General features: G+C 41.4%; 22 protein-coding genes. 21 read left to right on the top strand and 1 reads right to left on the bottom strand.

Annotated features, from left to right (window positions below; all coding sequences use genetic code 11):
• Positions 1 to 36 precede the first annotated feature (36 nt).
• From prfB to cls, 4 genes are all read left to right on the top strand, one after another.
• Positions 37 to 1144 (top strand): peptide chain release factor 2 gene (gene prfB, locus Q0A12_RS05125; protein ID WP_291291588.1). Its coding sequence is split into 2 segments (ribosomal slippage): positions 37 to 108 and positions 110 to 1144, totalling 1107 coding nucleotides; the frame shifts between segments, so codons are not numbered across the junction.
• Between the two features lie 113 nt (positions 1145 to 1257).
• Positions 1258 to 1944 carry a cell division ATP-binding protein FtsE gene (gene ftsE / locus Q0A12_RS05120; RefSeq protein ID WP_005471877.1) on the top strand — a complete coding sequence of 229 codons (687 nt, stop codon included), beginning with the start codon at positions 1258 to 1260 and terminating at the stop codon, positions 1942 to 1944.
• Positions 1937 to 2821, top strand: coding sequence for a permease-like cell division protein FtsX (gene ftsX, locus Q0A12_RS05115; protein WP_291291597.1), 885 nt, complete (start codon positions 1937 to 1939; stop codon positions 2819 to 2821). Before ftsE ends, ftsX begins: the two co-directional genes overlap by 8 nt.
• 109 nt (positions 2822 to 2930) lie before the next feature.
• On the top strand, positions 2931 to 4376 hold the full coding sequence (gene cls, locus Q0A12_RS05110; RefSeq protein ID WP_291291587.1) for a cardiolipin synthase: 1446 nt from the start codon (positions 2931 to 2933) through the stop codon (positions 4374 to 4376).
• Between the two features lie 138 nt (positions 4377 to 4514).
• Here cls and Q0A12_RS05105 read toward each other — a convergent pair whose 3' ends face one another.
• On the bottom strand, positions 4515 to 4634 hold the full coding sequence (locus Q0A12_RS05105) for a DUF4044 domain-containing protein (protein ID WP_291291586.1): 120 nt from the start codon (positions 4632 to 4634) through the stop codon (positions 4515 to 4517).
• Between the two features lie 316 nt (positions 4635 to 4950).
• Between Q0A12_RS05105 and Q0A12_RS05100 the strand changes: the two genes are divergently transcribed.
• The 17 genes from Q0A12_RS05100 (at position 4951) to ileS (ending at position 23149) form a co-directional block, all read left to right on the top strand.
• Positions 4951 to 5319, top strand: a complete 369-nt coding sequence (locus tag Q0A12_RS05100; RefSeq protein WP_291291585.1) for a DUF3397 domain-containing protein — start codon at positions 4951 to 4953, stop codon at positions 5317 to 5319.
• A gap of 207 nt (positions 5320 to 5526) precedes the next feature.
• A complete protein-coding gene (gene mraZ / locus Q0A12_RS05095) occupies positions 5527 to 5958 on the top strand; it encodes a division/cell wall cluster transcriptional repressor MraZ (protein ID WP_291291596.1) in 432 nt (143 codons plus the stop codon).
• Between the two features lie 14 nt (positions 5959 to 5972).
• Positions 5973 to 6932 carry a 16S rRNA (cytosine(1402)-N(4))-methyltransferase RsmH gene (rsmH, locus tag Q0A12_RS05090; RefSeq protein ID WP_291291584.1) on the top strand — a complete coding sequence of 320 codons (960 nt, stop codon included), beginning with the start codon at positions 5973 to 5975 and terminating at the stop codon, positions 6930 to 6932.
• 5 nt (positions 6933 to 6937) lie between these two features.
• Positions 6938 to 7357: a cell division protein FtsL gene (gene ftsL, locus Q0A12_RS05085; RefSeq protein WP_291291583.1), complete on the top strand. Its 420-nt coding sequence runs from the start codon at positions 6938 to 6940 to the stop codon at positions 7355 to 7357.
• Positions 7358 to 9559, top strand: coding sequence for a penicillin-binding transpeptidase domain-containing protein (locus Q0A12_RS05080; RefSeq protein ID WP_291291582.1), 2202 nt, complete (start codon positions 7358 to 7360; stop codon positions 9557 to 9559).
• A gap of 21 nt (positions 9560 to 9580) precedes the next feature.
• Entirely contained in the window at positions 9581 to 10543 is a 963-nt protein-coding gene (gene mraY, locus Q0A12_RS05075) for a phospho-N-acetylmuramoyl-pentapeptide-transferase (protein ID WP_291291581.1), read from the top strand.
• Between the two features lie 14 nt (positions 10544 to 10557).
• Complete coding sequence (murD, locus tag Q0A12_RS05070) at positions 10558 to 11934, top strand: UDP-N-acetylmuramoyl-L-alanine--D-glutamate ligase (RefSeq protein WP_291291580.1); 1377 nt, start codon at positions 10558 to 10560, stop codon at positions 11932 to 11934.
• A complete protein-coding gene (gene murG / locus Q0A12_RS05065) occupies positions 11931 to 13025 on the top strand; it encodes an undecaprenyldiphospho-muramoylpentapeptide beta-N-acetylglucosaminyltransferase (protein ID WP_291291579.1) in 1095 nt (364 codons plus the stop codon). Before murD ends, murG begins: the two co-directional genes overlap by 4 nt.
• 86 nt (positions 13026 to 13111) lie before the next feature.
• On the top strand, positions 13112 to 14077 hold the full coding sequence (locus tag Q0A12_RS05060; RefSeq protein ID WP_291291578.1) for a cell division protein FtsQ/DivIB: 966 nt from the start codon (positions 13112 to 13114) through the stop codon (positions 14075 to 14077).
• Between the two features lie 154 nt (positions 14078 to 14231).
• Positions 14232 to 15551, top strand: a complete 1320-nt coding sequence (ftsA, locus tag Q0A12_RS05055; RefSeq protein WP_291291577.1) for a cell division protein FtsA — start codon at positions 14232 to 14234, stop codon at positions 15549 to 15551.
• 31 nt (positions 15552 to 15582) lie between these two features.
• Complete coding sequence (gene ftsZ, locus Q0A12_RS05050; RefSeq protein ID WP_291291576.1) at positions 15583 to 16821, top strand: cell division protein FtsZ; 1239 nt, start codon at positions 15583 to 15585, stop codon at positions 16819 to 16821.
• A 12-nt stretch (positions 16822 to 16833) separates the two neighbouring features.
• Positions 16834 to 17508 (top strand): YggS family pyridoxal phosphate-dependent enzyme, encoded by a 675-nt coding sequence (locus tag Q0A12_RS05045; RefSeq protein ID WP_291291575.1) that lies wholly within the window; start codon positions 16834 to 16836, stop codon positions 17506 to 17508.
• Between the two features lie 13 nt (positions 17509 to 17521).
• Complete coding sequence (gene sepF / locus Q0A12_RS05040) at positions 17522 to 18130, top strand: cell division protein SepF (protein WP_291291574.1); 609 nt, start codon at positions 17522 to 17524, stop codon at positions 18128 to 18130.
• Positions 18131 to 18204: 74 nt separating this feature from the next.
• Positions 18205 to 18420 carry a YggT family protein gene (locus tag Q0A12_RS05035; protein WP_291291595.1) on the top strand — a complete coding sequence of 72 codons (216 nt, stop codon included), beginning with the start codon at positions 18205 to 18207 and terminating at the stop codon, positions 18418 to 18420.
• Positions 18421 to 18437: 17 nt separating this feature from the next.
• Positions 18438 to 19220: an RNA-binding protein gene (locus Q0A12_RS05030; RefSeq protein ID WP_291291573.1), complete on the top strand. Its 783-nt coding sequence runs from the start codon at positions 18438 to 18440 to the stop codon at positions 19218 to 19220.
• Between the two features lie 19 nt (positions 19221 to 19239).
• Positions 19240 to 19992 carry a DivIVA domain-containing protein gene (locus Q0A12_RS05025; protein ID WP_291291572.1) on the top strand — a complete coding sequence of 251 codons (753 nt, stop codon included), beginning with the start codon at positions 19240 to 19242 and terminating at the stop codon, positions 19990 to 19992.
• A gap of 361 nt (positions 19993 to 20353) precedes the next feature.
• Positions 20354 to 23149, top strand: coding sequence for an isoleucine--tRNA ligase (gene ileS, locus Q0A12_RS05020; RefSeq protein WP_291291571.1), 2796 nt, complete (start codon positions 20354 to 20356; stop codon positions 23147 to 23149).
• Positions 23150 to 23367 lie beyond the last annotated feature (218 nt).

Here is a 23367-nt window from a genome sequence, read left to right as displayed (position 1 = left end):
TCATTTACAATACCCGTGAAGAAAGAAGGAACCTGAATGGAAATCGCAGATATCCGTAATCAATTAAATCAAATGAGTGAAAAAATAAATAGTTTTAGGGGGTCTCTTTGACTTAGATCAATTAGAAGAGGCAATCGCAGAGGCAGAACATCAGATGGCTGATCCTACTTTTTGGGATGATTCCGAACAAGCCCAAAAAGTGATCAATGAAAACAATGCCAATAAAGAAACTTATGATCAATTTAATCAATTAGCAGAAGAGTTTGAAGAGCTAGAAGTTCTTTTGGAAATGATCCAAGAAGAACCAGATGCAGAAATGGAAGCAGAACTGGCAGAACGTATCCAAGCGTTGAATGAAAAAATGGGTACTTACGAGTTGGCTATGCTATTAGATGAACCTTATGATCGAAACAATGCGATCATCGAGCTGCATCCCGGAGCTGGCGGTACCGAATCTCAAGATTGGGGCAGCATGTTGCTGCGGATGTATACCCGTTTTTGTGAACAGCATGGCTACCAAGTCGAAACGTTGGACTATCAAGCAGGAGACGAAGCGGGAATCAAGAGTGTCACTTTGTTGATCAAAGGCCATAACGCTTATGGGTATTTGAAATCAGAAAAAGGGGTTCATCGTTTGGTTCGTATTTCCCCCTTTGATTCAGCTAAAAGACGGCATACGTCATTTTGTTCAGTAGACGTCATGCCAGAACTAGATGGGGCCATCGATATTGAAATCAATAGTGATGATCTGAAAATCGATACCTATCGGGCCAGTGGTGCCGGCGGACAGCACATCAACAAAACCGAGTCTGCTGTGCGGATCACCCATATCCCAACGGGTACCGTAGTAGCAAGTCAGGCGCAACGTTCGCAGTTGAAAAACCGAGAACAAGCGATGGGGATGCTAAAAGCAAAACTATATCAATTAGAAGTGGAAAAGAAAGAGCAGGAAGCTGCGGCCCTTCGTGGGGAACAGATGGAGATCGGCTGGGGTTCACAAATTCGTTCATATGTCTTTCATCCGTATTCGATGGTCAAAGACCACCGAACAAACTTCGAGACAGGAAATGTCCAAGCGGTAATGGATGGTGATTTAGACGGCTTTATCGATGCATACCTCAAGTTGAAATTGAATCAAAAATAATACTCGCCTATTAAACAGATTGAAATATAACTGTAATCTGTTGAAAGCATTGTGAAATATATTCATGCTATAATAAGCCAGTGTGAAATAAATTGAGATGGAGAGATAGCTGCATGATTGAAATGAAAGAAGTAATGAAAAAGTACTCTAACGGTACGACTGCTATCCGTAATCTTTCGATTTCAATTGATCAAGGTGAATTCGTTTATGTCGTCGGACCTTCCGGTGCAGGGAAATCGACCTTTATCAAATTGATGTATCGAGAAGAAAAAGCAACGAAGGGTGTTCTTAATGTGGCAGGTTATGACTTGCTGACGATCAAGAATCGCGAAGTGCCTTTAATGCGCCGCGAAATCGGTGTTGTTTTCCAAGACTATAAATTGCTTCCGCGAAAAACGGTTTATGAGAATGTGGCTTATGCGATGCAAGTTATTGGCCGCAAGCCTCGAGAGGTCAAAAAACGCGTGATGGAAGTCCTAGACCTTGTAGGATTGAAGCACAAAGTGCGGGTATTCCCCAGTGAACTTTCTGGTGGGGAACAACAACGAGTGTCCATTGCTAGGGCAATCGTCAATACCCCTAAAGTATTGATCGCAGATGAACCAACGGGAAACTTAGACCCTGAAAACTCTTGGGAAATCATGAAGTTGCTAGATCGGATCAACGCGCAGGGAACAACAGTGGTTATGGCGACACACAATAGCACGATCGTTAATACGATCCGTCATCGTGTGATTGCAATTGAAAATGGTCGGATCATTCGCGACCAAGCGGAAGGAGAATATGGTTACGATGATTAGAACGTTTTTCCGTCATCTCCTTGAGAGTATCAAAAGTTTAAAACGGAACGGCTGGATGACGATTGCGTCACTCAGTGCGGTTACGATTACGCTGACCCTCGTCGGTATCTTCTTAGGTGTTATTTTAAACGCAACGAAGTTAGCCGAGGATATTCGTAAAAATGTGGATGTTTCTGTGTTCGTAGATATCGGAACAGAACAAAAAGATATGGATGTTTTAGAACAGTCCTTAAAAGAATTACCGAATGTTTCAGAAGTGCATTTTTCGAGTCGTGACGATGAATTGAAAAAAATTCAAGATGCAATGGGTGATTCTTGGAACTTGTTTGAAGGCGATAGTAATCCCCTATATAACGTCTATGTTGTCAGTGCAACGGATCCTGAACATACCAAAGAAATTGCAAAACAAGCTGGAGAACTGCCAAATGTCTTTAAAGCCGACTATGGTGGCGATTCTTCTGATAAGATCTTTGCTCTATCAGCTGCGGTCCGTACATGGGGCTTAGGCGCTGCGATCCTCTTGATTTTTGTGGCAATGTTCCTGATTTCAAATACGATTCGGATCACGATCTTGTCTCGACAACGGGAAATCCAAATCATGCGTTTAGTAGGTGCAAAAAACGGCTACATTCGCTGGCCATTTTTCTTAGAAGGCGGCTGGATCGGATTGCTGGGTTCCATCGTTCCGATTGCTATTATGTATTTTGGTTACCATCAAGTTTACTTGTTAGCCAATCCAGCATTATTGCGCTCCAATTATAGTTTGATCGCGCCAAATCAGTTTCTGCTGCAAGTTTGTGGTGTGATGGCTTTGATTGGGATCGTGATTGGTTCCTTGGGATCGGTCATCTCCATGCGCCGCTTCTTGAAAGCTTAGAACGTGTTATTGAAACAGATCTGCTGACTAGCAGGTCTGTTTTTCATTTGTCGATACCTTTACATTAGGCTTCAAGTTCGCTATCCTTTTAGAAGAGGTGAGGGTTGGTATGTTAGTTATGGATAACTTATTCACGATTATTTTTTTCGTCAATATCTTGTTGTCGCTCGTGATTATTTTTAGAGAAAGACGGCAAACAGCTCAGACATGGGCATGGTTGCTAGTTTTATTATTTATACCAGTCGTAGGGTTTGTACTCTACTTTTTCTTTGGTCGTGGGATTTCCAAAGAAAAGATTTTCGATTTGCGAACACAAGCCAAAGTTGGTTTGAATGTGGAGATGGAAGAGCAAAAGCAAGCATTACAGCGAAATCTCTATCCTCATCCGCCCACTGCACAAGTCGAAGTCAAACCACTTGTTTATTTATTGACGATCTATGGGCAGTCACTGTATACGACTACCAATGAGATGACCCTTTACAAAGATGGTCGCAAGAAATTTGATGCGTTGCTCAAAGACATTGATGAGGCAACGGATCACATCCATATGCAATATTATATTTATCGCAGTGATGCCTTAGGAGTAGAAGTACGGGATGCTTTGATTCGTGCAGCCAAACGAGGAGTGAAAGTCCGGGTGCTTTTGGATGCCTGGGGCAGTACCCAAGTGTCATTGAAATTCTTTGATGAGTTGCGGGTTCATGGCGGTCAGGTTGCCTTCTTTTTCCCGTTGTTCGTTCCGTATCTCAATCCTCGCATCAATTATCGGAATCACCGAAAAATCGTTGTGATCGATGGCAAGATTGGGTATACCGGTGGGTTCAATGTTGGAGATGAATATTTAGGGGAAGTAGCAAAATTTGGCTATTGGCGAGACAATCATTTACGCATTTTAGGACCAGCAGTCTACTCGTTGCAAAATCGTTTTTTGATGGATTGGAATTCGCAGCATGCCATCGAAATCAAATATGAAGCCGCATTGTTTCCGATGATTGCTTCTACGGGCACGATTGCTGCGCAAGTAGTGACCAGCGGCCCAGATACCGAGCATGAAGAGATCAAGCTGACTTATTTGAAGATGATCAATTTAGCCAAAAAAGAAATCTTGATCCAAACACCTTATTATATTCCGGATGAGTCCATCCACAATGCATTGAAGCTGGCTCTGTTATCTGGCGTTTCCGTTCATTTACAGATCCCGAACAAACCGGATCATCCGCTCGTCTATTGGGCGACTTACTCCTTTGCGGCTGAGTTGTTAGCGTATGGTGCAGTGGTGGAGACCTATGAGAAAGGCTTCATGCATGCCAAAACAATGATTATTGACGGTGGAGTTGTTTCCATCGGTTCAGCGAATATTGATGTCCGTTCATTTCGTCTCGATTTTGAAGTCAATACCATTGTCTACGATGCAAAAGTGGCAGAGGACGCCCGACAAGCATTTTTTGCTGACTCAGAGGATTCGGCGGAATTGACTTTAGAGAAATACCGGAATCGCCCAGTGGTGATCAAAATCAAAGAAGGGTTGGCCCGACTTGTTTCACCACTATTGTAGTTACTTGTGTAGTTACCTGTGTAGTTACCTGATTTTTATTTAGAAATAAATAAAAAAACAGCAATGCGTTTGAAGCATCTACCCTAAGTTCGTTAGTGACGAAGGTTTTGGAGGTCTTCTTGCATGGCTGTTTTTTGATTATCTCATGATACTAGTATAGGCCGCTAGAAAGACCGACCCAATCGTTAAAATAAGCATCGTCCAAATAACTACCTGTGTAACTTTGGCAAATGTGCTCTTTGGTTTTTTTTCGTTCATCGTGATCCACCTTTTAGATTCATTTCTAGTGACAGTTTACCCCCAATCAGCCAAGAACTCAAGCTGCTATCACTAGAAATTAAGAAATATTGAATTTTTTGCATGAGGGAAAAAAGTTTTTTCAAAGATTCTCTTGTTGAAGGGTGGTTGTTCTGTTTTAATAAGGAATGAAATAGAGAAAAATAAGCCAATCCCTGCGATTGATGGAAAACATTGCAGGTTGTCTTATTGGACCTCGGATTTTTAAAAGAACTGAAACACAGATGTAATGAAAATAAAGTATAGTGACACTAGCTGTTAGAAAGGAAATGTTTGTATGTCTGGATTTGGGCCTGCTGTTTTATTTTGGTATATCTTTCCACTGATCGTTTTTTTTGCTTGTAGATTTTTAGTTTCTGTCTTGTCATTAAAGGAACGATTTGGACTCAAGGCGCCTGACTTGGCTGTGCCTTTTTTAGTGATTGGTATTCATCAATTATCGAAGAGTACCTTTGAACAATCAATCACCCCTTATTACTTGATCTCTATTCTATTGATGGGAATTCTCTTAGCGGTCTTTCAAGCGTATTATTATGAAGAAATCCAATATGGTCGATACATCAAAATGTATTGGCGGAGTATCTTTTTGTTTACAGTAATTTTCCACATCGTTTTGATCATTCTAAATATCGTTAAGTATTTATAATTATCGATTGAGATAAACCCTTATCCTATCAAGAATTTTCGGCTTAAAGTTTTTTTAAAAACTTTTTGAGAGAAAGTAACTCCTGTTTATTCGTTTGGTAAAAATTAGTCAAAGAACTTCCCTTTTAAATTTCACGTTAAATGTGGTAGAAAGTGGGGGATTGTGGTAGACTGTGATTATCAGGTGGAGATCGGGGGTTATTTATCGATGTTTATGGGTGAATATCAACATTCGATAGATGCAAAAGGCCGACTAATCGTTCCTTCAAAACTGCGAGAAAAACTCGGAGAAAAATTTGTTGTGACACGTGGATTAGATGGCTGTTTATTTGGGTACCCCTTATCTGAATGGGAAAAACTTGAAGAAAAGCTCAACGAAATGCCCCTTGCAAAAAAAGATGCGCGGACATTCGTACGTTTCTTTTATTCCGCTGCCACAGAATGTGAGATCGATAAACAAGGTCGAATCAACATTCCGGCAACCTTGCGTGAACATGCATCACTTTTGAAAAGTTGTGTGATCATCGGTGTTTCAAACCGAATCGAGATTTGGGATGAAGCCCGCTGGCAAGCATTTACCACTGAAGCAGAAGAAAATTTTGATGAAATTGCTGAAACAATGATTGATTTTGGCTTATAGGAAGAGGAAAGCACATGGCAGAATTTCAACACTACACCGTAATGTTGAAGGAGACAGTGGACGGGTTAGCGATTCGTCCAGATGGGATCTACGTCGATTGTACATTAGGTGGCGCAGGTCATAGTGAATATTTATTGTCCCAATTATCAGAAGAGGGACACCTCTATGCATTTGACCAAGATCAAAAAGCGATCGATCATGCCAAAGAACGTTTAGCGCCATATGTGGCTAAAGGAATGGTCACATTTATAAAAAGTAATTTCCGCTATTTAAAGGAAGCTTTGCAACAACAAGGTGTCGATCAAGTAAGTGGGATATTGTATGATTTAGGCGTTTCTTCGCCTCAATTAGATGAAGCAGAACGTGGCTTCAGTTATCACCAGGATGCACCGTTAGATATGCGGATGGATCAGTCGGCTGCTTTGACGGCTTATGAGGTAGTGAATCAATTTGATTATCACCAACTCGTAAAAATCTTTTTCCGTTATGGCGAAGAAAAATTTTCAAAACAGATTGCTCGTGAAATCGAACGGACACGGGCAAACAAACCGATTGAAACAACTGGAGAATTAGTTGAGATCATCAAGACTGCGATACCTGCTCCTGCACGACGCAAAGGTGGGCATCCTGCTAAACGAATCTTTCAAGCAATTCGGATTGCTGTAAATGATGAATTAGGCGTGATTGAAGAATCTTTAGAACAGGCCATCGATTTATTGGAAAAAAATGGACGGATCAGTGTTATCACTTTCCATTCTTTAGAAGATCGGATCGTCAAGTCAACGTTCAAAGAGTATAGCACCCCAAAAGATGTGCCACCAGGGTTACCGATCATTCCTGAAGAATTTCAACCAGTATTAAAATTAATTACTCGAAAACCGCTTCTTCCATCGGAAGAAGAAATCTCTGAAAACAATCGTTCCCGTAGTGCAAAACTGCGAATCGCGGAAAAAATGAAGGAAAGTGAAGGTTAGCAATTATGGCAGAACTAAAAGTTCATGATTATGAATTTGAAGAAACGTCTGAACAAGAGTTTTATGCTCACTCTGAACCGACAATTGAACAGCTGCCAAGCGAACCTGAACGTCCTGAGGTTATCCGTGTACCAGCATCGCCTGCCCGCCGGTTAAAAAGTATCTCTAATTTGGAAAAGCTGATTGCAGCTTTTGTAATCGTAGCTGTTTTGACATTGGCGATCTTAACGATCAATATTCGGACTTCAATCAGTCAAGTGGAACATGATATCTCGCTGATCGAATCAGACATCAATGAAAAAAATAGTCAAGCAGAACAATTAGAGCAAGAAAGAAATGAACTTTCTAAAACTGAGCGTATCAAAAAGGTTGCTGAGGATAATGGATTGTCGATCGATAATGACAATTTAAGGAAAGTGGATTAAATGAAGCTAACAGATAAATTCAAGCAATACTTGAAAAAGAAAAATCAAACTACAACGAACAATCGCAAAAAAGTAGGTATTATTCTCTTTGCTACGAGTATTGGATTGTTCTTTTTGTTTGTCACGCGTTTGAGTTACATAGTGATCGTTGGAGATGTGGCTGGGACTTCATTAGCTGAAAAAACCAAAAGCCTTTATCAAGGAAGTGAAGTGGTCAAAGCAAAGCGCGGCACGATCTATGATCGCAACGGGATCGCCATTGCAGAAGATGCGACTTCTTATTCTGTCTATGCGATCTTGTCAAAATCCTACGTGAGTGGCAAGAAAAATCTATACGCTGAAGAAAAAAACTTTACGAAATTAGCCAAAATTCTAAACGAGCAACTAGGCATCGATCAGAATGAAGCTGTCACGATTTTGAAAAATGGCCTAAAAGAAGAAAAATGGCAGGTTTCTTTTGGCAGTCAAGGGAATAAAATGACGCTGGAGAAAAAGACTGCCATCGAAGATGCGATGAAAAAAGAAGGAATCGCTGGTCTTTATTTTACGGACAATCCTTCCAGAATGTATCCAAATGGTATTTTTTCTTCCCATTTTATTGGCTATGCTTTGGCTGAAGATGAAGAAAATAACTCTTCTGGACTAGTTGGGAAAACGGGGCTAGAAGCGGCTTACGATGATGTGTTATCTGGAACAGACGGAAAGATCGTTTATCAAAAGGATAACAATCAAAATCCCCTCCCTGGAACGGTGGCAGAATCTGTTGCCGCAGTGGATGGCAAAGATATCTATACCACGATTGATAGTCGGATCCAAAGTTATTTGGAAACATTGATGGATAAAGTGTTCAAAGAATACGAACCAGAAGATTTGACCGCCACATTAATGAATGCAAAAACAGGGGAAATCGAAGCGATGGCGCAACGACCAACCTATGATCCAGATGATTTAAGTACCATCAAGACATGGCAGAATTTGTTGGTGGAAGACAACTATGAACCGGGCTCAACCATGAAAGTTTTAACCACTGCGGCTGCTATCGATCAAGGAATATTCAATGAGAATGAAACCTTCACCCCAAGTCCTAATGGGTTGAAACTGTACGATGCCACCATCAATGACTGGGACTTTGGACAAAAAGGGACATTGACGATGCGTCAAGCTCTTTCTTGGTCCAGTAATATTGGGATGGTCACGTTGGAACAACGGATGACTGACCGCTGGCAACAATACTTGCAACAGTTTGGTTTCGGACGCAGCACTTACTCAGGTTTACCAAATGAAAATACCGGGATCATGCCGGAAAATAATCCGGTCAGTCAAGCCATGACCTCTTTTGGTCAAGCTATTGGTGTCACGAATTTTCAAATGATGCAGGCTTTTTCTGCCGTAGCAAATAACGGAACAATGGTTAAGCCGCAGTTCATCAGTAAAATCGTCGATAATGAAACTGGCGAAGAAACCATCACTCAGCCGGAAGTTGTTGGCCATCCAATCACTGAAACAGCCGCGACCAAAGTTCGAGAATATATGCGAGATGTGGTAGAAAGTGAAAATTACGGAAGTGCCTATGGTGTCTATAGTGTACCGGGGTATAATATCTCGGCCAAAACCGGGACTGCCCAAGTCGCAGATCCGAAAACGGGAAAATACTTGTCTGGCGATTCCAACTACCTTTATTCCATCGTCGAAATGGTTCCTTCCGAAGACCCAGAATACATTCTGTATTTAACGATCAAACTACCAAAAACACATGACAGTGACGCATTGGCAAAAATCGCCAATCCGTTGATGAAACGTGTGATGGATTTAAAGAAAGCTACGTTAGAAGACACAACAACAGAATCGAGTCAGAAAGTGACAGTGAACGATTACCGGAAATTAGATACAACGACAGCAGCAAGTGATGTGCAAAAACTTGGCTTAGCGCCAGTTGTACTAGGAGATGGCAATACGGTCATCGATCAATCCTTGGATACGGGATCAACCGTATTACCCGGGGAGCGAGTTCTTTTACTGACAGATAGTGACAAAGTTTATATGCCTGATACGACCTCCTGGTCAAAAGCCGATATCGTCAAGTTAGGCAAGATGTTGGATGTTGATGTCAAATTTGAAGGCGATGGGTATTGTGTTTCACAAAGTCTGTCACCGTATGAGGAAATCAAGGATCAAACGATCACATTCAAATTGAGCGAATAAGATTAAATGGGAGAGAACGCTATGAAATGGACAGAGATGATATTGCCACTTGCCAGCAGTTTTGCAATCGTTACTGCTGCAATGCCGCTATTTATCGGCTATTTTCAAATGAAAAAATACGGACAAGAGATTCGTGGGGAAGGGCCAAAATGGCATAATGTCAAGGCGGGCACTCCTACGATGGGCGGCTTCGTATTTTTGATTGCGGCACTGATCACAGCTATTTGGGTGGGTGCGTGGCAGCAACAACTGACAGCATCCCTGTTCATTTTGTTATTTATTGTCTTGGTCTATGGCGCCCTTGGATTTTTAGATGACTTTATCAAAATTTTCAAGAAGCGTAACATGGGATTGAATTCTATCCAGAAACTGATTGGCCAAATCGTAGGGGGCATTGTCTTCTACCTCGTTTTCTTGTCAGAAGGAAATGCCAATACGCTAAACTTTTTTGGAATTGAGCTGCCACTATCATTTTTCTATGGTGCATTTGTGATTTTTTGGTTAGTCGGTTTTTCAAATGCGGTTAACTTAACAGACGGAATTGATGGCTTGGTGGCAGGACTGGGCACGATTTCTTTTGCCACTTACGGACTTATTGCTTGGCGACAAGATCAAATCGATGTCCTCATCGTTTGTTTAGCGGTCATTGGCGGCTTGATCGGATTCTTTCCATACAATCGAAAACCAGCAAAAATATTTATGGGCGATGTGGGCTCCCTTGCATTAGGTGGTCTTTTAGCGGCAATTTCGATATTGCTTCACCAAGAATGGACGTTGTTGCTGATCGGACTTGTTTATGTGATTGAAACAGCAAGTGTGATGTTGCAAGTTGCTTCTTTCAAATTGACTGGTAAACGCATTTTTAAAATGTCGCCTATTCATCACCATTTTGAAATGAGTGGCTGGTCGGAATGGAAGATCGATACAATTTTTTGGCTGATCGCTTTAGGATGTTCGATCATCACATTAGTGATTGTATGGTAGGAGAGATGAATCATATGAAAAATATAAATGAATATCAAAATAAAAAAGTTCTTGTGCTAGGATTGGCAAAAAGTGGGTTTAGTGCGGCTAAATTGTTACACAATTTGGGCGCACTTGTTACGGTTAATGACGGAAAACCCTTTGCCGAAAATCCAGAAGCACAGGATCTTTTGGCGTTAGGCATCAAAGTGATCACTGGCAGTCATCCTATCGAACTGTTGGATGAAGGATTTTCACTGGTGGTCAAAAATCCGGGAATTCCTTACGAGCAACCGATTGTTCAAAAAGCGATCGAGAAAGATATTCCCATCATCACAGAAGTTGAGTTGGCTTATAAAATTTCTGACGCACCCATCATTGGGATCACGGGAACCAACGGAAAGACCACAACCACTACGATGATTGCAAATGTCTTAAATGCAGGGCTTACAAAAGGTCGGGCATTGTTATCCGGAAATATCGGCTTTCCAGCAAGTACAGTGGCTCAAACTGCGACCGCGGAAGATCGTTTGGTCATGGAGCTATCCAGTTTCCAATTAATGGGGATCGATACCTTTCACCCAAACATTGCGGTGATTACGAATATTTATGAAGCCCATCTTGATTATCACGGCAGCCGTTCTGAATATGTTCGTGCCAAATGGCGGTTGCAACAAAATATGACCGAAAAAGATTTTCTGGTCATCAACTGGAATCAGCCAGAACTGATGGAACTTTCTCAGCAAACAAAAGCACAAGTAGTGCCTTTTTCAACAAAACAAAAAGTTGAAGGTGCGTATCTTTTAGAAGAACAGCTTTATTTTAAAGATGAAGTGATCATGCCTGTTTCTGAACTTGGCGTTCCAGGAAACCACAATATTGAAAATGCGTTAGCTGCGATTGCAGTGGCCAAACTAGAAGGCGTGAAAAATGAAGCCATCGCACAAGCCTTACATACCTTTACTGGTGTGCCTCATCGTACCCAATATGTGGATACGATTGCTGGAATTCGTTTCTTTAACGACTCGAAAGCCACCAATAGTTTGGCAACTGAAATGGCATTAGGCGGCTTTCAAAATGAACAATTGATTTTGTTGGCTGGCGGTCTGGATCGCGGCAACTCCTTTGATGAACTGATCCCAGCATTGCAAAACCTAAAGGCAATCATTTTGTTTGGCCAAACAAAAGACAAACTTGCTGAAACTGCTCGTAAAGCAGGAATCAAAACGATCGAATTAACAGAAGATGTGACAACGGCCGTCCCTCTTGCGTATCGATTAAGTCAACCAGGAGATACCGTGCTTTTATCACCAGCCAATGCAAGTTGGGATCAATATCCTAATTTTGAAGTGCGCGGAGATAAATTTATGGCGGCAGTAGCAGAACTTAAGAGAAATGAGCGAAGCGAATGAAAATACTTGTAACTGGTGGTGGAACCGGAGGACATATCTATCCGGCGTTATCTTTTGTCGACTATGTTCGTTCCATTGACCCAACAGCTGAATTTTTATATATTGGGGCTAACCGTGGTTTAGAGAACAAAATCGTTCCTCCTACTGGCATCCCATTTAAAACATTAGAAATCCAAGGCTTCAGACGGAAACTTTCATTGGATAACGTGAAAACGATCCACCTCTTTTTGAAAAGTTACCGGGAAGCAAAAAAAATACTTAAGGAATTTCAGCCAGATGTTGTGATCGGAACTGGGGGCTATGTGTCTGGCGCAGTGGTCTATGCGGCATCTGCCCTCAAGATTCCGACGATCATCCATGAGCAAAACAGTGTTCCGGGGATCACGAATAAATTTTTGACTAGGTATGTGGATAAAATCGCGATCGCCTTTCAAGATGCTGCCCATTATTTTCCTGAAAAGAAGACTGTCTTAGTAGGAAATCCTCGGGGACAGGAAGTGAAAAACAGCCAGAAATCGGCGATCCTTGCTTCCTATGATCTTGATCCTAAGAAAAAAACAGTTCTGGTTTTTGGCGGTAGTCAAGGGGCACTGAAAATCAATCAAGCGATCATTGAAGCCATCCCCCTTTTCGCCCAAAAAGACTACCAGTTGCTCTATGCTTCTGGTGAGCGTTATTATCAAGAAATTGAAGAAAAAATCGGGATGTCAAAAGATGCTTTTCCAAATATCAGCATCCGTCCCTACATTGATCAAATGGCAGAAGTCATGGCCAATAGTGATTTGCTGATCGGACGAGCAGGGGCTACATCGATCGCAGAATTTACTGCACTAGGGTTACCAGCAATTTTGATTCCTAGCCCTTATGTGACCAATGACCATCAAACGAAAAATGCGCAAAGCTTGGTCAATGCTGGAGCAGTTAAGATGATTGCGGATAGCGAGTTGAATAGTCAAAATCTTATTGCCTGTGTCGATGCGATCATGAGTGATGAAAACCTACGGATAGAAATGGCGAAGGCATCGAAAGAGCAAGGAATCAGTGATGCTTCTGAACGGCTATTTCGACTTGTGCAAGAGGTAATCAAATAGTACAATGTGTTGGATAGAAAGGAGAGATTGTCATCAGTAAAGATCAGAAACCGCATGATGATCAAACCACCCCCACGACAGAAGAATTGACTCCTTGGCAGAAAGAAAATCTGCGTTACCAAAAAGAGCATGGCGAACAACCTGGCTGGTCTCCTTCCGTCATTTCAGGAAATCATTCAGATAAAGACCAAGAACAGTATCAAGAAACGGATACCGAAGAACATCAAGCAGAGCTTGACGAGTCGGAGACAAATGCGTCGGATTCAGTTCCCCGCTCGTTTGCTGATCGGTTACCAAACATAAAAAAATACCGTAATCGAATTTTGTGGCGGCGACTGCTATTGATCATAGGAGTTTTATTGATCCCGTTACTCATTGTGCTGTATTACGTTTCTCCGTTGAGTAAATTAGCAAGTATTACAGTCGTGGGCAATGATCAAGTACCTACCCAATCCATTATCGAACATTCAGAATTGACCACCGGAGAAGAATTGTGGCCACAGTATTTTGATCGGGAACAAACGGAGCAAGCCATCAAAAAAGCATTGCCTCGTGTTAAAAATGTCCAAGTCACGATTACTTCTTTTAACCAACTCAAGGTCAAGGTATCTGAGTATCACGAAGTCGCGTTATTGGCTAGTGATAACCAATATTCTCCAATTCTGGAAAGTGGTGCGGTGCTCAAAGAACCAAGTGATCAACCAGTGGAAGGCCTTCCTATCTTGGAAAGTTTTTCAGATCAGTCAAAAATCAAAGAAGTTCTGACTGCGTATCAGCAGTTAAATCAAGAGATCCGAGAAGGGATTTCTCAGATCAAATACACGCCTCGTAAGAGCAATGATGAACTTTTGACAATCTATATGAACGATGGCAATCAAGTGATTGTAAACATTTCGAATATGGTCAGTCAAATGCAATATTATCCGCAAATCGTAAAGGATTTAAAAGAGGACAGTATCATTGATATGGAAGTGGGAATCTTCACTTATCCGATTTCCAATACAAAAGAGAGTAAAACAAGCACAGAACAATCGACCGAAGGGGATTCTTAGGAAAAATTCAAGAGTTTTTTTCATTAACTTGTTTCTAAAAATCGCTATTATATGGTAGAATTGGTAACAGTGAACAAATTATTCTAATTAAATATAAATACGAACTTTTCAAGGTTCGCGATATATGCAAATTAAGTAGGAGGGAACCCCATCCATGGCAAAAACGGGAATGTATGTTGGCCTCGATATTGGTACGACATCTGTGAAAGTTGTTGTAGCTGAATACGTTGATAGCCAAATGAACATTATTGGTGTAGGAAATGCAAAATCAGAAGGAATCAACCGCGGAATCATTGTAGACATTGACAAGACGGTTCAAGCCATCCAAAGAGCAGTAAGACAAGCAGAAGAAAAAGCAGGTATTCAAATTCGCAGCGTGAGTGTAGGAGTGCCAGCTAATCTATTAGAAGTTGAAAATTGCCAAGGGATGATTGCTGTTAACAGCGAATCAAAAGAAATCACTGATGAAGATGTACGTAACGTAGCATCAGCAGCGCTTGTTCGTTCTACACCTCCTGAAAGACAAATCATTGCCATTTTACCACAAGAGTTTACTGTGGATGGCTTTGAAGGAATCAAAGACCCTCGCGGAATGATTGGCGTCCGTTTGGAGATGTTTGGGGTAGTTTACACCGGCCCTAAAACCATCTTGCACAATATTCGCAAATGTGTTGAAAAGTCTGGCTTGATTGTCAACGAACTTGTGATCACACCATTAGCTTTGACTGAGTCGATTTTATCAGATGGTGAAAAAGACTTTGGTACGATCGTGATTGATATTGGTGGCGGTCAAACAACAACTTCGGTAATGCATGACAAACAGTTGAAATTCACCCATGTCAATCAAGAAGGTGGAGAATTTGTAACCAAAGACATCTCCACAGTATTGAACACTTCTTTCAATAATGCAGAGGCATTAAAAATCAATTATGGCGATGCTTATCCAGAACGGACTTCGGCAAGCGAAGAATTTCCAGTGGATGTCATTGGTAAATCTGAACCTGTCAAAATCGATGAACGCTATCTGGCTGAAATCATTGAAGCACGAATGGAACAGATTTTTAATAAATCAAAAGATGTATTGGATGAAATCGATGCCTTTGATTTGCCAGGCGGTATTATTTTAACTGGTGGTGCGGCAAGTTTACCTGGTGTCGTTGATTTAGCCCAAGAAGTCTTTGAAACAAATGTTAAATTGTACGTACCAAATCATATGGGATTGAGAAATCCAGTTTTCACTAATGTGATCAGTATCGTTGATTATTCTGCTAATTTAAGTGAAGTTTATCAGCTGGCTAAAAGTGCGATCACGGGTGAGCGTACGACACAACAACAACCTGTGGCGATCCAACAAGAGATTTCTTATGAACAATATGAAGCTCCGGAAGAAACTTATGAAGAACCAGAAGAAGAGAAGAAAAGCGAATCAATTCCAAATCGCGTAAAAGATTTCTTCTCAAATATCTTTGAATAATCTAAAACGATACTCAGGAGGAAGACAAACTATGGAATTTTCAATTGATAACAATATCAATGATGGCGCTGTAATCAAAGTTATCGGTGTCGGCGGCGGCGGCGGCAATGCTGTGAACCGTATGATCGAAGAAAACGTTAAGGGTGTCGAATTTATCGCAGCCAACACAGATGTGCAGGCGCTGAAAAATTCAAAAGCTGAAACAGTTATTCAATTAGGCCCTAAATATACTCGTGGTCTAGGTGCAGGCTCTCAACCAGAAGTTGGGCAAAAAGCTGCAGAAGAAAGTGAAGACGCTATTCGCGATTCCTTGCAAGGGGCAGACATGATCTTTATTACTGCCGGCATGGGTGGAGGTACCGGAACGGGTGCGGCACCAATCGTTGCTAAATTGGCCAAAGAAATCGGTGCTTTGACAGTCGGCGTAGTGACTCGTCCATTCACCTTTGAAGGACCAAAACGTGGCCGTTTTGCAGCGGAAGGAATTGCCAAATTAAAAGAAAATGTTGATACATTATTGATCATCTCAAACAACCGCTTATTAGAAGTAGTTGACAAGAAGACACCGATGTTGGAAGCATTCCGTGAAGCAGACAATGTGTTGCGTCAAGGTGTTCAAGGGATCTCTGATCTAATCACTGCACCAGGCTATGTCAACTTGGACTTCGCTGACGTGAAGACAGTGATGGAAAACCAAGGAACAGCATTGATGGGAATCGGTGTTGCCAGCGGTGAAGAACGTGTCATCGAAGCAACGAAAAAAGCCATTTCTTCACCATTGCTAGAAACATCGATCGATGGTGCAGAACAAGTCTTGCTAAACATTACCGGCGGATTGGACATGACGTTATTTGAAGCACAAGATGCTTCTGATATCGTAGCTCATGCTGCAACTGGCGATGTCAACATTATTCTAGGTACTTCAATCAATGAAGATCTAGGAGATGAAATTCGCGTGACAGTGATTGCTACAGGGATCGATCCTTCAAAAAAGGAACGCTCTTCTCGCACAAGTAGACAAGGCCAAATTCACTCGATTCCACAAAAACCAACGTTAGATATGGATCAAGCGAAACCTTCACATGGAGAAGATGATCATGGTTTTGGCGATTGGGATATTCGCAAAGAACAAAATGTTCGTCCTAAAGTAGAAGGAAGCCAATTTGAAAATGTTGAGAAAAAAGAATTTGATACATTTAACAGAGATGAAGTAAAAACAAATGACGACGATGAATTAAGTACACCCCCATTCTTCCGTCGCAAACGCTAGGAGGCAGAGCACATGATTTCTGAGAACTTGCACAAGATCCAGCAAGAGATCCAGGATTCTTGTGCTCTTGTTTCTAGAAAAGCAAGTGACGTGCGTCTGGTTGCTGTGACGAAATCTGTCGATAGCGAAAAAACACGGGAGATCATCGAGGCAGGGGTTACTGACTGCGGGGAGAACCGTGTAGAAAAATTATTGGAAAAGAAGCAGCTATTGGCTGATTTTCCCGAGGTCAAGTGGCATTTTATTGGTAATTTGCAACGCAGAAAGGTAAAATCAATTATAAATGAAATTCATTATTTTCATGCGTTAGACTCACTGAAGTTGGCTCAAGAGATTCAAAAACGGGCTGTCCAACCAATTGCCTGTTTTGTGGAAGTCAATGTCTCAGGAGAAGCAAGTAAACAAGGAATTGCTCCGGAAACAGTTCGCTCATTTATTGAAGAATTGCAACCTTATGACAAAATCAAGGTTATCGGCTTAATGACCATGGCACCACTTGCTTCTTCAGAAGCAGAGCAACAGCAGTACTTTCATCAATTAAAAACACTACAAGAAAAAATCGCAGCGCTACACTTGGCACATGCTCCTTGTACAGAAACAAGTATGGGCATGAGCAATGATTTTGCCATTGCGATTCAAGCGGGTGCGACAGTTGTTCGTATCGGCACCGCATTATTTCAGGAGTAAAGGAGGTTGACATATGTCTTTAAAAGAAAAACTGACTAATTTTTTTGGATTGACAGACGAAGAAGATTATTACGAAGAAAGTGTAGTCGCTCAAGAATCTGTAAGATCTCCGCAAAATGTCGCAGTCAATCAAAGCAGTTCTTATGCTGCACCGCGTATGACACGCTCTGAAAATACCAATACATTTTCACGAAGCCATATGCCATCACAGCAGGCGCAGCGTGCAGCAGTAGGTGCGGAATATAGCAGTCCTGTTGAAAGACAGCGTCCAGCAAAGACAGAGGAAAAGGTTGTTTCTATGGCGCAACAACGCAGTAATCCCAAAACCAAAGAAATTAAATCCAAGGCTGCAGGGAAGATTACTATCGTAGAACCACGGGTTTATTCAGAAGCAATGGGAATTGCGAAACAAGTGATCAATGGTGATGCTGTACTTGTTAATTTTCATTTAATTGAAGAGTATCAAGCACGGCGAATAGTTGATTTTTTGACGGGAACAGTGTACGCTGAAGATGGTGATATCAAGCGCGTAGGAGATGAAATCTTCTTGTGTACGCCAAAAGGAATGGAGATCGAAGGCACTGCCCAAACATTGGCAGATACTAATTTCTTCGATATCTGAGTCAAGGAGGAAAGCATATTTTAATCTTTAGGTTGTTGAAGCTACTCAGTGATGCAGTATATCTTTATACAGTAATGTTAGTGATCTATGCCTTGCTTTCTTGGTTTCCGGGAGGATACCAATCAGCATTTGGCCGCTTCTTATCAAGAATCTGTGAACCGTATTTAGGTTTATTTGATCGTCTGAAGCTGAGCTTTGGCGGCATTGATTTTACGATTGCGTTTGCTATTATTGTACTACAGCTCGCATCACAAGGACTGTTCGTTATTCTACAAGCAATCTTATTCTAACGTAAGGGGTGAAATCGGTGAACGCAAATGTCTATCAACATTTTCGAAACGATGAGCACCCTTTTATTGATTCTGCACAAGGTTGGATCGAACAAGTGCAGATGCAATACGCCCCTCACTTAACAGATTTTCTTGATCCGCGTCAAGCCTATATTCTTGAAAGCTTGATTCGTCAATCAACCGATTTGAGTTTTCAATTTTTTGGCGGTTATGAAGCTGCTGAAAGAAGACGGTGTCTCATTTATCCAGATTATTACCAACCTACCAGTGAGGAATTTGATTTGGTTTTGTTTACCATTATCTATCCCAAAAAATTCACTGTACTGAGTCATGGGAAGGTGTTAGGAACATTAATGGGCACAGGGGTCAAAAGGCAATACTTTGGTGACATCATTTCTGATGGGGAAAATTGGCAAGTATTTGTGGCAAGTGAAATTAGTTCCTTTGTCCAAACGCAGGTCGATAAAATCGGAAATGTCTCAGTTCGACTCGAAGAAACAAAGTACACGGAATTGATCATACCAAAAGACGGTTGGAGCGAAGAACGAGAAACCGTTAGCTCTCTTCGTTTGGATACAGTCATTTCTGCTGTCTATAATATTTCGCGCCAGCGTTCCAAACAACTCATCGAGTCTGGCAAAGTGAAAGTCAATTGGACAGAAACGTTACGTCCAGATTTTATGTTGGATCTACTGGATATCGTATCGATTAGAGGATTTGGACGTATCCAGATTCAGGGGTTAGAAGGTACGACGAAAAAAGAAAAAGTTAGATTGTTGTTAGGTGTATTACGTAAATAAATCAAAGAGGTGTAAATTTATGGCATTAACTCCATTAGACATTCAAAACAAAAACTTTTCAGTAAAAATGCGCGGATACAATCAAGATGAAGTCGACGATTTTCTAGATATGATCGTTCGTGACTACGAAGAAGCCGTTCAAAAGAACCGTGAATTAGAAAAGTCACTGAAGCATGCAGAAGAAAAACTTGAATATTTCAATGAGTTGAAGGATGCGTTGAACCAATCAATCATCGTTGCTCAAGATACCGCAGATAAAGTGAAAACCAGTGCTAGCAAAGAATCTGAAGTGATCGTTACTTCTGCGCAAAATCGAGCTGATGAATTGATTACGAATGCTGAAAAACGTGCTCATGCATTGACGACAGCTGCTGAAGAAAAAGCCAAAGAAATTCTGACAGGTGCCACGAACGATGCGCGTCAATTGGCAACTGAAACCAATGATTTGAAGAAGAAGACACGGGTCTTCCACAACAATCTTTTGGTTATGTTGCAAACGCAATTAGAGCAAGTAAAGAGTCCAGAATGGGAAGAAATCTTAGCACCATTCTCTAGCTATGTAAAAGATTCTCATCAAGTAATCAAAGAAGTTTTATCAAAAGAACTTGACAGCGAAAATGATTCTGAAGTAAACTCAGAAGCAGTGGATGGTCCTGAAGTTGCAGTTGTGGAATCCAGTGAAAAAGAAATTGATGTAGAAGAAAATCCAGAAGTGAAAACATTGGACGACGCGCGTCAATTATTAGATGAATTAAATAAAACAAATGACTAATATACAGAACAGAAAAATTTCTTATATTTTTAAAGCGAGTCTGGGAGAGTGGAAGCCAGATAAAACCCTGTAAGAAATTAGATCATCTGTTAGTCTTGGTCTTGAAAAAGTGGTAGAGTCCAACGTTTGATCTCGTTACCGATCAACAAAGAATTGTCTCTGACAATAAAATTTGGGTGGTACCACGAACACGTTCGTCCCTTTCCGGGATGGAGGTGTTTTTTTTATTTCTTAAAAAAGACTGGACATACAAGACTCATCCAATGAGGAAAGTTCAGTGGGGATGCATCTTGGCAATTGTTTTGAATAAAATGCATTCGCACATATCTATAATTATGAGTAATCAGAAGGAGCGAAAACAATGAAGATGAAAGAAACATTGCATCTGGGAAAAACAGCTTTTCCGATGCGGGGAAATTTGCCAAATCGTGAAGTCGAATGGCAAAAAGACTGGGAAGAACAAAATATCTACCAACAAAGACAAGCACTAAATGAAGGCAAACCAACGTTTGTCCTGCATGATGGCCCTCCTTATGCAAATGGGAATATCCACATTGGTCATGCATTGAACAAAATCAGTAAAGACATTATTGTACGTTCTAAATCCATGTCAGGGTTCCGCTCACCATATGTACCAGGTTGGGATACCCATGGACTGCCAATCGAACAAGTGTTGACAAACAAAGGCATCAAACGCAAAGAAATGACCCTTGCTGAATATCGCAGAAAATGTGAAGAGTATGCATTAACACAAGTAGATACCCAACGGGAAGACTTCAAACGTTTAGGCATCTCAGGTGATTGGGATCATCCTTACATCACATTGACACCTGATTACGAAGCGGCTGAAATCCGGGTATTTGGAAAGATGGCAGAAAAAGGCTACATCTACAAAGGATTAAAACCAATCTACTGGTCACCATCCAGCGAGTCTTCATTGGCTGAAGCAGAGATCGAATACAAAGATGTTAAATCTCCTTCGATTTATGTCGCATTCCCTGTAGCAGATGGAAAAGGCATCCTTGACGAAGATACTTCTTTCGTTATTTGGACGACGACACCTTGGACATTGCCAGCTAACTTAGGAATTTCAGTAAACCCAACATTTACTTACTTACAAGTGCTAGCTGATGGCCGTAAATTTGTGATTGCAAAAGACTTATTGGAAACCGTTCAAGCAGCTATTGGTTGGGAAAATGTCGAAATCCTGCAAGAGATTGCTGGTGAAAAACTAGAATACATGACTGGCCAACATCCTTTCTATGATCGGACTTCATTGGTGATGCTCGGTGACCATGTAACATTGGAAGCAGGTACTGGACTGGTTCATACGGCGCCTGGACACGGGGAAGATGACTACATCGTAAGCAAAAAATATAAATTAGATGTATTGTCTCCTGTCGATAGTCGTGGGATGTTTACAGAAGAAGCACCAGGATTTGAAGGGATCTTCTATGACAAAGCGAACCCAATGATCACCGATTTGTTAGCAGAAAAAGGTGCATTATTGAAACTTGATTTCTTCGTCCATAGCTATCCTCATGACTGGCGGACCAAAAAACCAGTGATTTATCGGGCAACCCCACAATGGTTTGCTTCAATCGATCAATTCCGTCAAAATATCCTTGATGAGATCGAAAAAGTGGACTGGATCATTCCATGGGGCAAAACGCGCTTGTACAACATGATTCGTGATCGAGGCGATTGGGTCATCTCCCGTCAACGTGCCTGGGGTGTACCGTTGCCGATTTTCTACGCTGAAAACGGCGAAGCAATCATCACGCCAGAAACCATCGAGCATGTAGCGACACTATTTGAAGAACACGGCTCTAATATCTGGTTTGAAAAAGAAGCCGAAGAATTATTGCCAGCAGGCTTTACCCATCCAGGTTCACCAAATGGCAAATTCTCTAAAGAAACAGATATCATGGATGTCTGGTTTGATTCTGGTTCTTCACATGAAGCAGTCTTGCGCCAACGCCCAGAGTTGACTTTCCCAGCTGACATGTACTTGGAAGGATCCGATCAATACCGCGGCTGGTTTAACTCAAGTATCACCACAAGTGTAGCCATCAATGGGGAAGCACCTTACAGAGCAGTCTTGTCTCAAGGCTTTACATTGGATGGTGAAGGCCGTAAGATGAGTAAATCTCTTGGAAATACCATTGCACCAGAGAAAGTAATCAAACAAATGGGTGCCGATATCCTTCGCCTATGGGTCAGCAGTGTGGATTACGAAGCAGATGTCCGAGTTTCAATGGATATTTTGAATCAAGTCTCCGAAGTTTACCGTAAGATCCGTAATACAATGCGTTTCTTATTAGCCAATACCGCTGATTTCGATCCAAAAACGGATATGGTTTCTTATGAAAACTTACGCTCTGTGGACAAATACATGCTAGTTCGGTTAAACGAGACGATCAAAACCATTCGTGAAGATGGATATGAAAAATACAATTTCTTGCATATCTATAAGACAATCATCAATTTCTTGACCGGCGATCTGTCTGCTTTCTATTTAGACTTTGCGAAAGATGTTGTTTATATCGAAGCTGAAAATGATCCACAACGACGAGCAATGCAAACTGTCTTTTATCAAACGGCAGTGGCTTTGACAAAATTATTGACGCCAATCATTCCTCACACAGCAGAAGAAATCTGGTCTCACTTAAAAGAAGAAGAAACCTATGTTCAACTAGCTGAATTGCCAAGCTATCAATCATTTGCCAATCAAGATGAGTTGCTTGATCTGTGGACGGCATTCCTTTCCTTCCGTGACAATGTCCTAAAAGCATTGGAAGAAGCTCGGAATGCAAAACTGATCGGTAAGTCTTTGGAAGCAAAAGTGACGATTTATCCATCACAACCGTTAGCAGATCTATTAACAGCTGTCGATGCTGATCTTGCCCAATTATTGATCATTTCACCAGACTTCTTTGAAATCAAAGAAGTAGGTAGTGCCGCTCCAGAAGCAGCGCTGCAATTTGAAGATGGCGCAATCTTGATCGAAAAAGCCGATGGCGAAGTCTGCGACCGTTGCCGGCAAGTCCGGACAGATGTCGGGGTTGATGAAAAACTACCAACACTTTGCGGACGCTGTGCGCATCTAGTGGAAGAACATTACCCAGAAGCTGTTGCTGAAGGTTTTGAGAATTAAACAAGAACGAAGTTTAAGCAAAAAAAGAAACGCGTGTCATTGGGAGAGTCAATATCTTCCAGTGGCACGTATTTTTTTGGTCAGTTCAACTAGCAGACGTAGCACTTAGCATTGTGGTTCTTTTTCCTGCGCTAGCAGCAGAGATAAATACGTAACGGTGGCACAATGGTGCTGGTCTTTTGCCCATCTTTTCCCGATTGATTTCACCCATTCAGCAT

This window comes from Enterococcus sp. (assembly GCF_022711995.1).
In the GTDB taxonomy this organism is placed as follows: Bacteria; Bacillota; Bacilli; order Lactobacillales; family Enterococcaceae; genus Enterococcus_D.
This window is presented reverse-complemented; position numbering and strand designations above follow the sequence as displayed.

Coding starts and splice junctions, on each gene's coding strand:
- murD (WP_291291580.1), top strand. CDS start 10,558: ATGAAAAATATAAATGAATATCAAAATAAAAAAGTTCTTGTGCTAGGA.
- ftsE (WP_005471877.1), top strand. CDS start 1,258: ATGATTGAAATGAAAGAAGTAATGAAAAAGTACTCTAACGGTACGACT.
- sepF (WP_291291574.1), top strand. CDS start 17,522: ATGTCTTTAAAAGAAAAACTGACTAATTTTTTTGGATTGACAGACGAA.
- rsmH (WP_291291584.1), top strand. CDS start 5,973: ATGGCAGAATTTCAACACTACACCGTAATGTTGAAGGAGACAGTGGAC.
- Q0A12_RS05080 (WP_291291582.1), top strand. CDS start 7,358: ATGAAGCTAACAGATAAATTCAAGCAATACTTGAAAAAGAAAAATCAA.
- Q0A12_RS05025 (WP_291291572.1), top strand. CDS start 19,240: ATGGCATTAACTCCATTAGACATTCAAAACAAAAACTTTTCAGTAAAA.
- Q0A12_RS05100 (WP_291291585.1), top strand. CDS start 4,951: ATGTCTGGATTTGGGCCTGCTGTTTTATTTTGGTATATCTTTCCACTG.
- Q0A12_RS05035 (WP_291291595.1), top strand. CDS start 18,205: ATGTTAGTGATCTATGCCTTGCTTTCTTGGTTTCCGGGAGGATACCAA.
- ftsX (WP_291291597.1), top strand. CDS start 1,937: ATGATTAGAACGTTTTTCCGTCATCTCCTTGAGAGTATCAAAAGTTTA.
- mraY (WP_291291581.1), top strand. CDS start 9,581: ATGAAATGGACAGAGATGATATTGCCACTTGCCAGCAGTTTTGCAATC.
- cls (WP_291291587.1), top strand. CDS start 2,931: ATGTTAGTTATGGATAACTTATTCACGATTATTTTTTTCGTCAATATC.
- ileS (WP_291291571.1), top strand. CDS start 20,354: ATGAAGATGAAAGAAACATTGCATCTGGGAAAAACAGCTTTTCCGATG.
- murG (WP_291291579.1), top strand. CDS start 11,931: ATGAAAATACTTGTAACTGGTGGTGGAACCGGAGGACATATCTATCCG.
- ftsL (WP_291291583.1), top strand. CDS start 6,938: ATGGCAGAACTAAAAGTTCATGATTATGAATTTGAAGAAACGTCTGAA.
- ftsZ (WP_291291576.1), top strand. CDS start 15,583: ATGGAATTTTCAATTGATAACAATATCAATGATGGCGCTGTAATCAAA.
- Q0A12_RS05105 (WP_291291586.1), bottom strand. CDS start 4,634: ATGAACGAAAAAAAACCAAAGAGCACATTTGCCAAAGTTACACAGGTA.
- ftsA (WP_291291577.1), top strand. CDS start 14,232: ATGGCAAAAACGGGAATGTATGTTGGCCTCGATATTGGTACGACATCT.
- Q0A12_RS05045 (WP_291291575.1), top strand. CDS start 16,834: ATGATTTCTGAGAACTTGCACAAGATCCAGCAAGAGATCCAGGATTCT.
- mraZ (WP_291291596.1), top strand. CDS start 5,527: ATGTTTATGGGTGAATATCAACATTCGATAGATGCAAAAGGCCGACTA.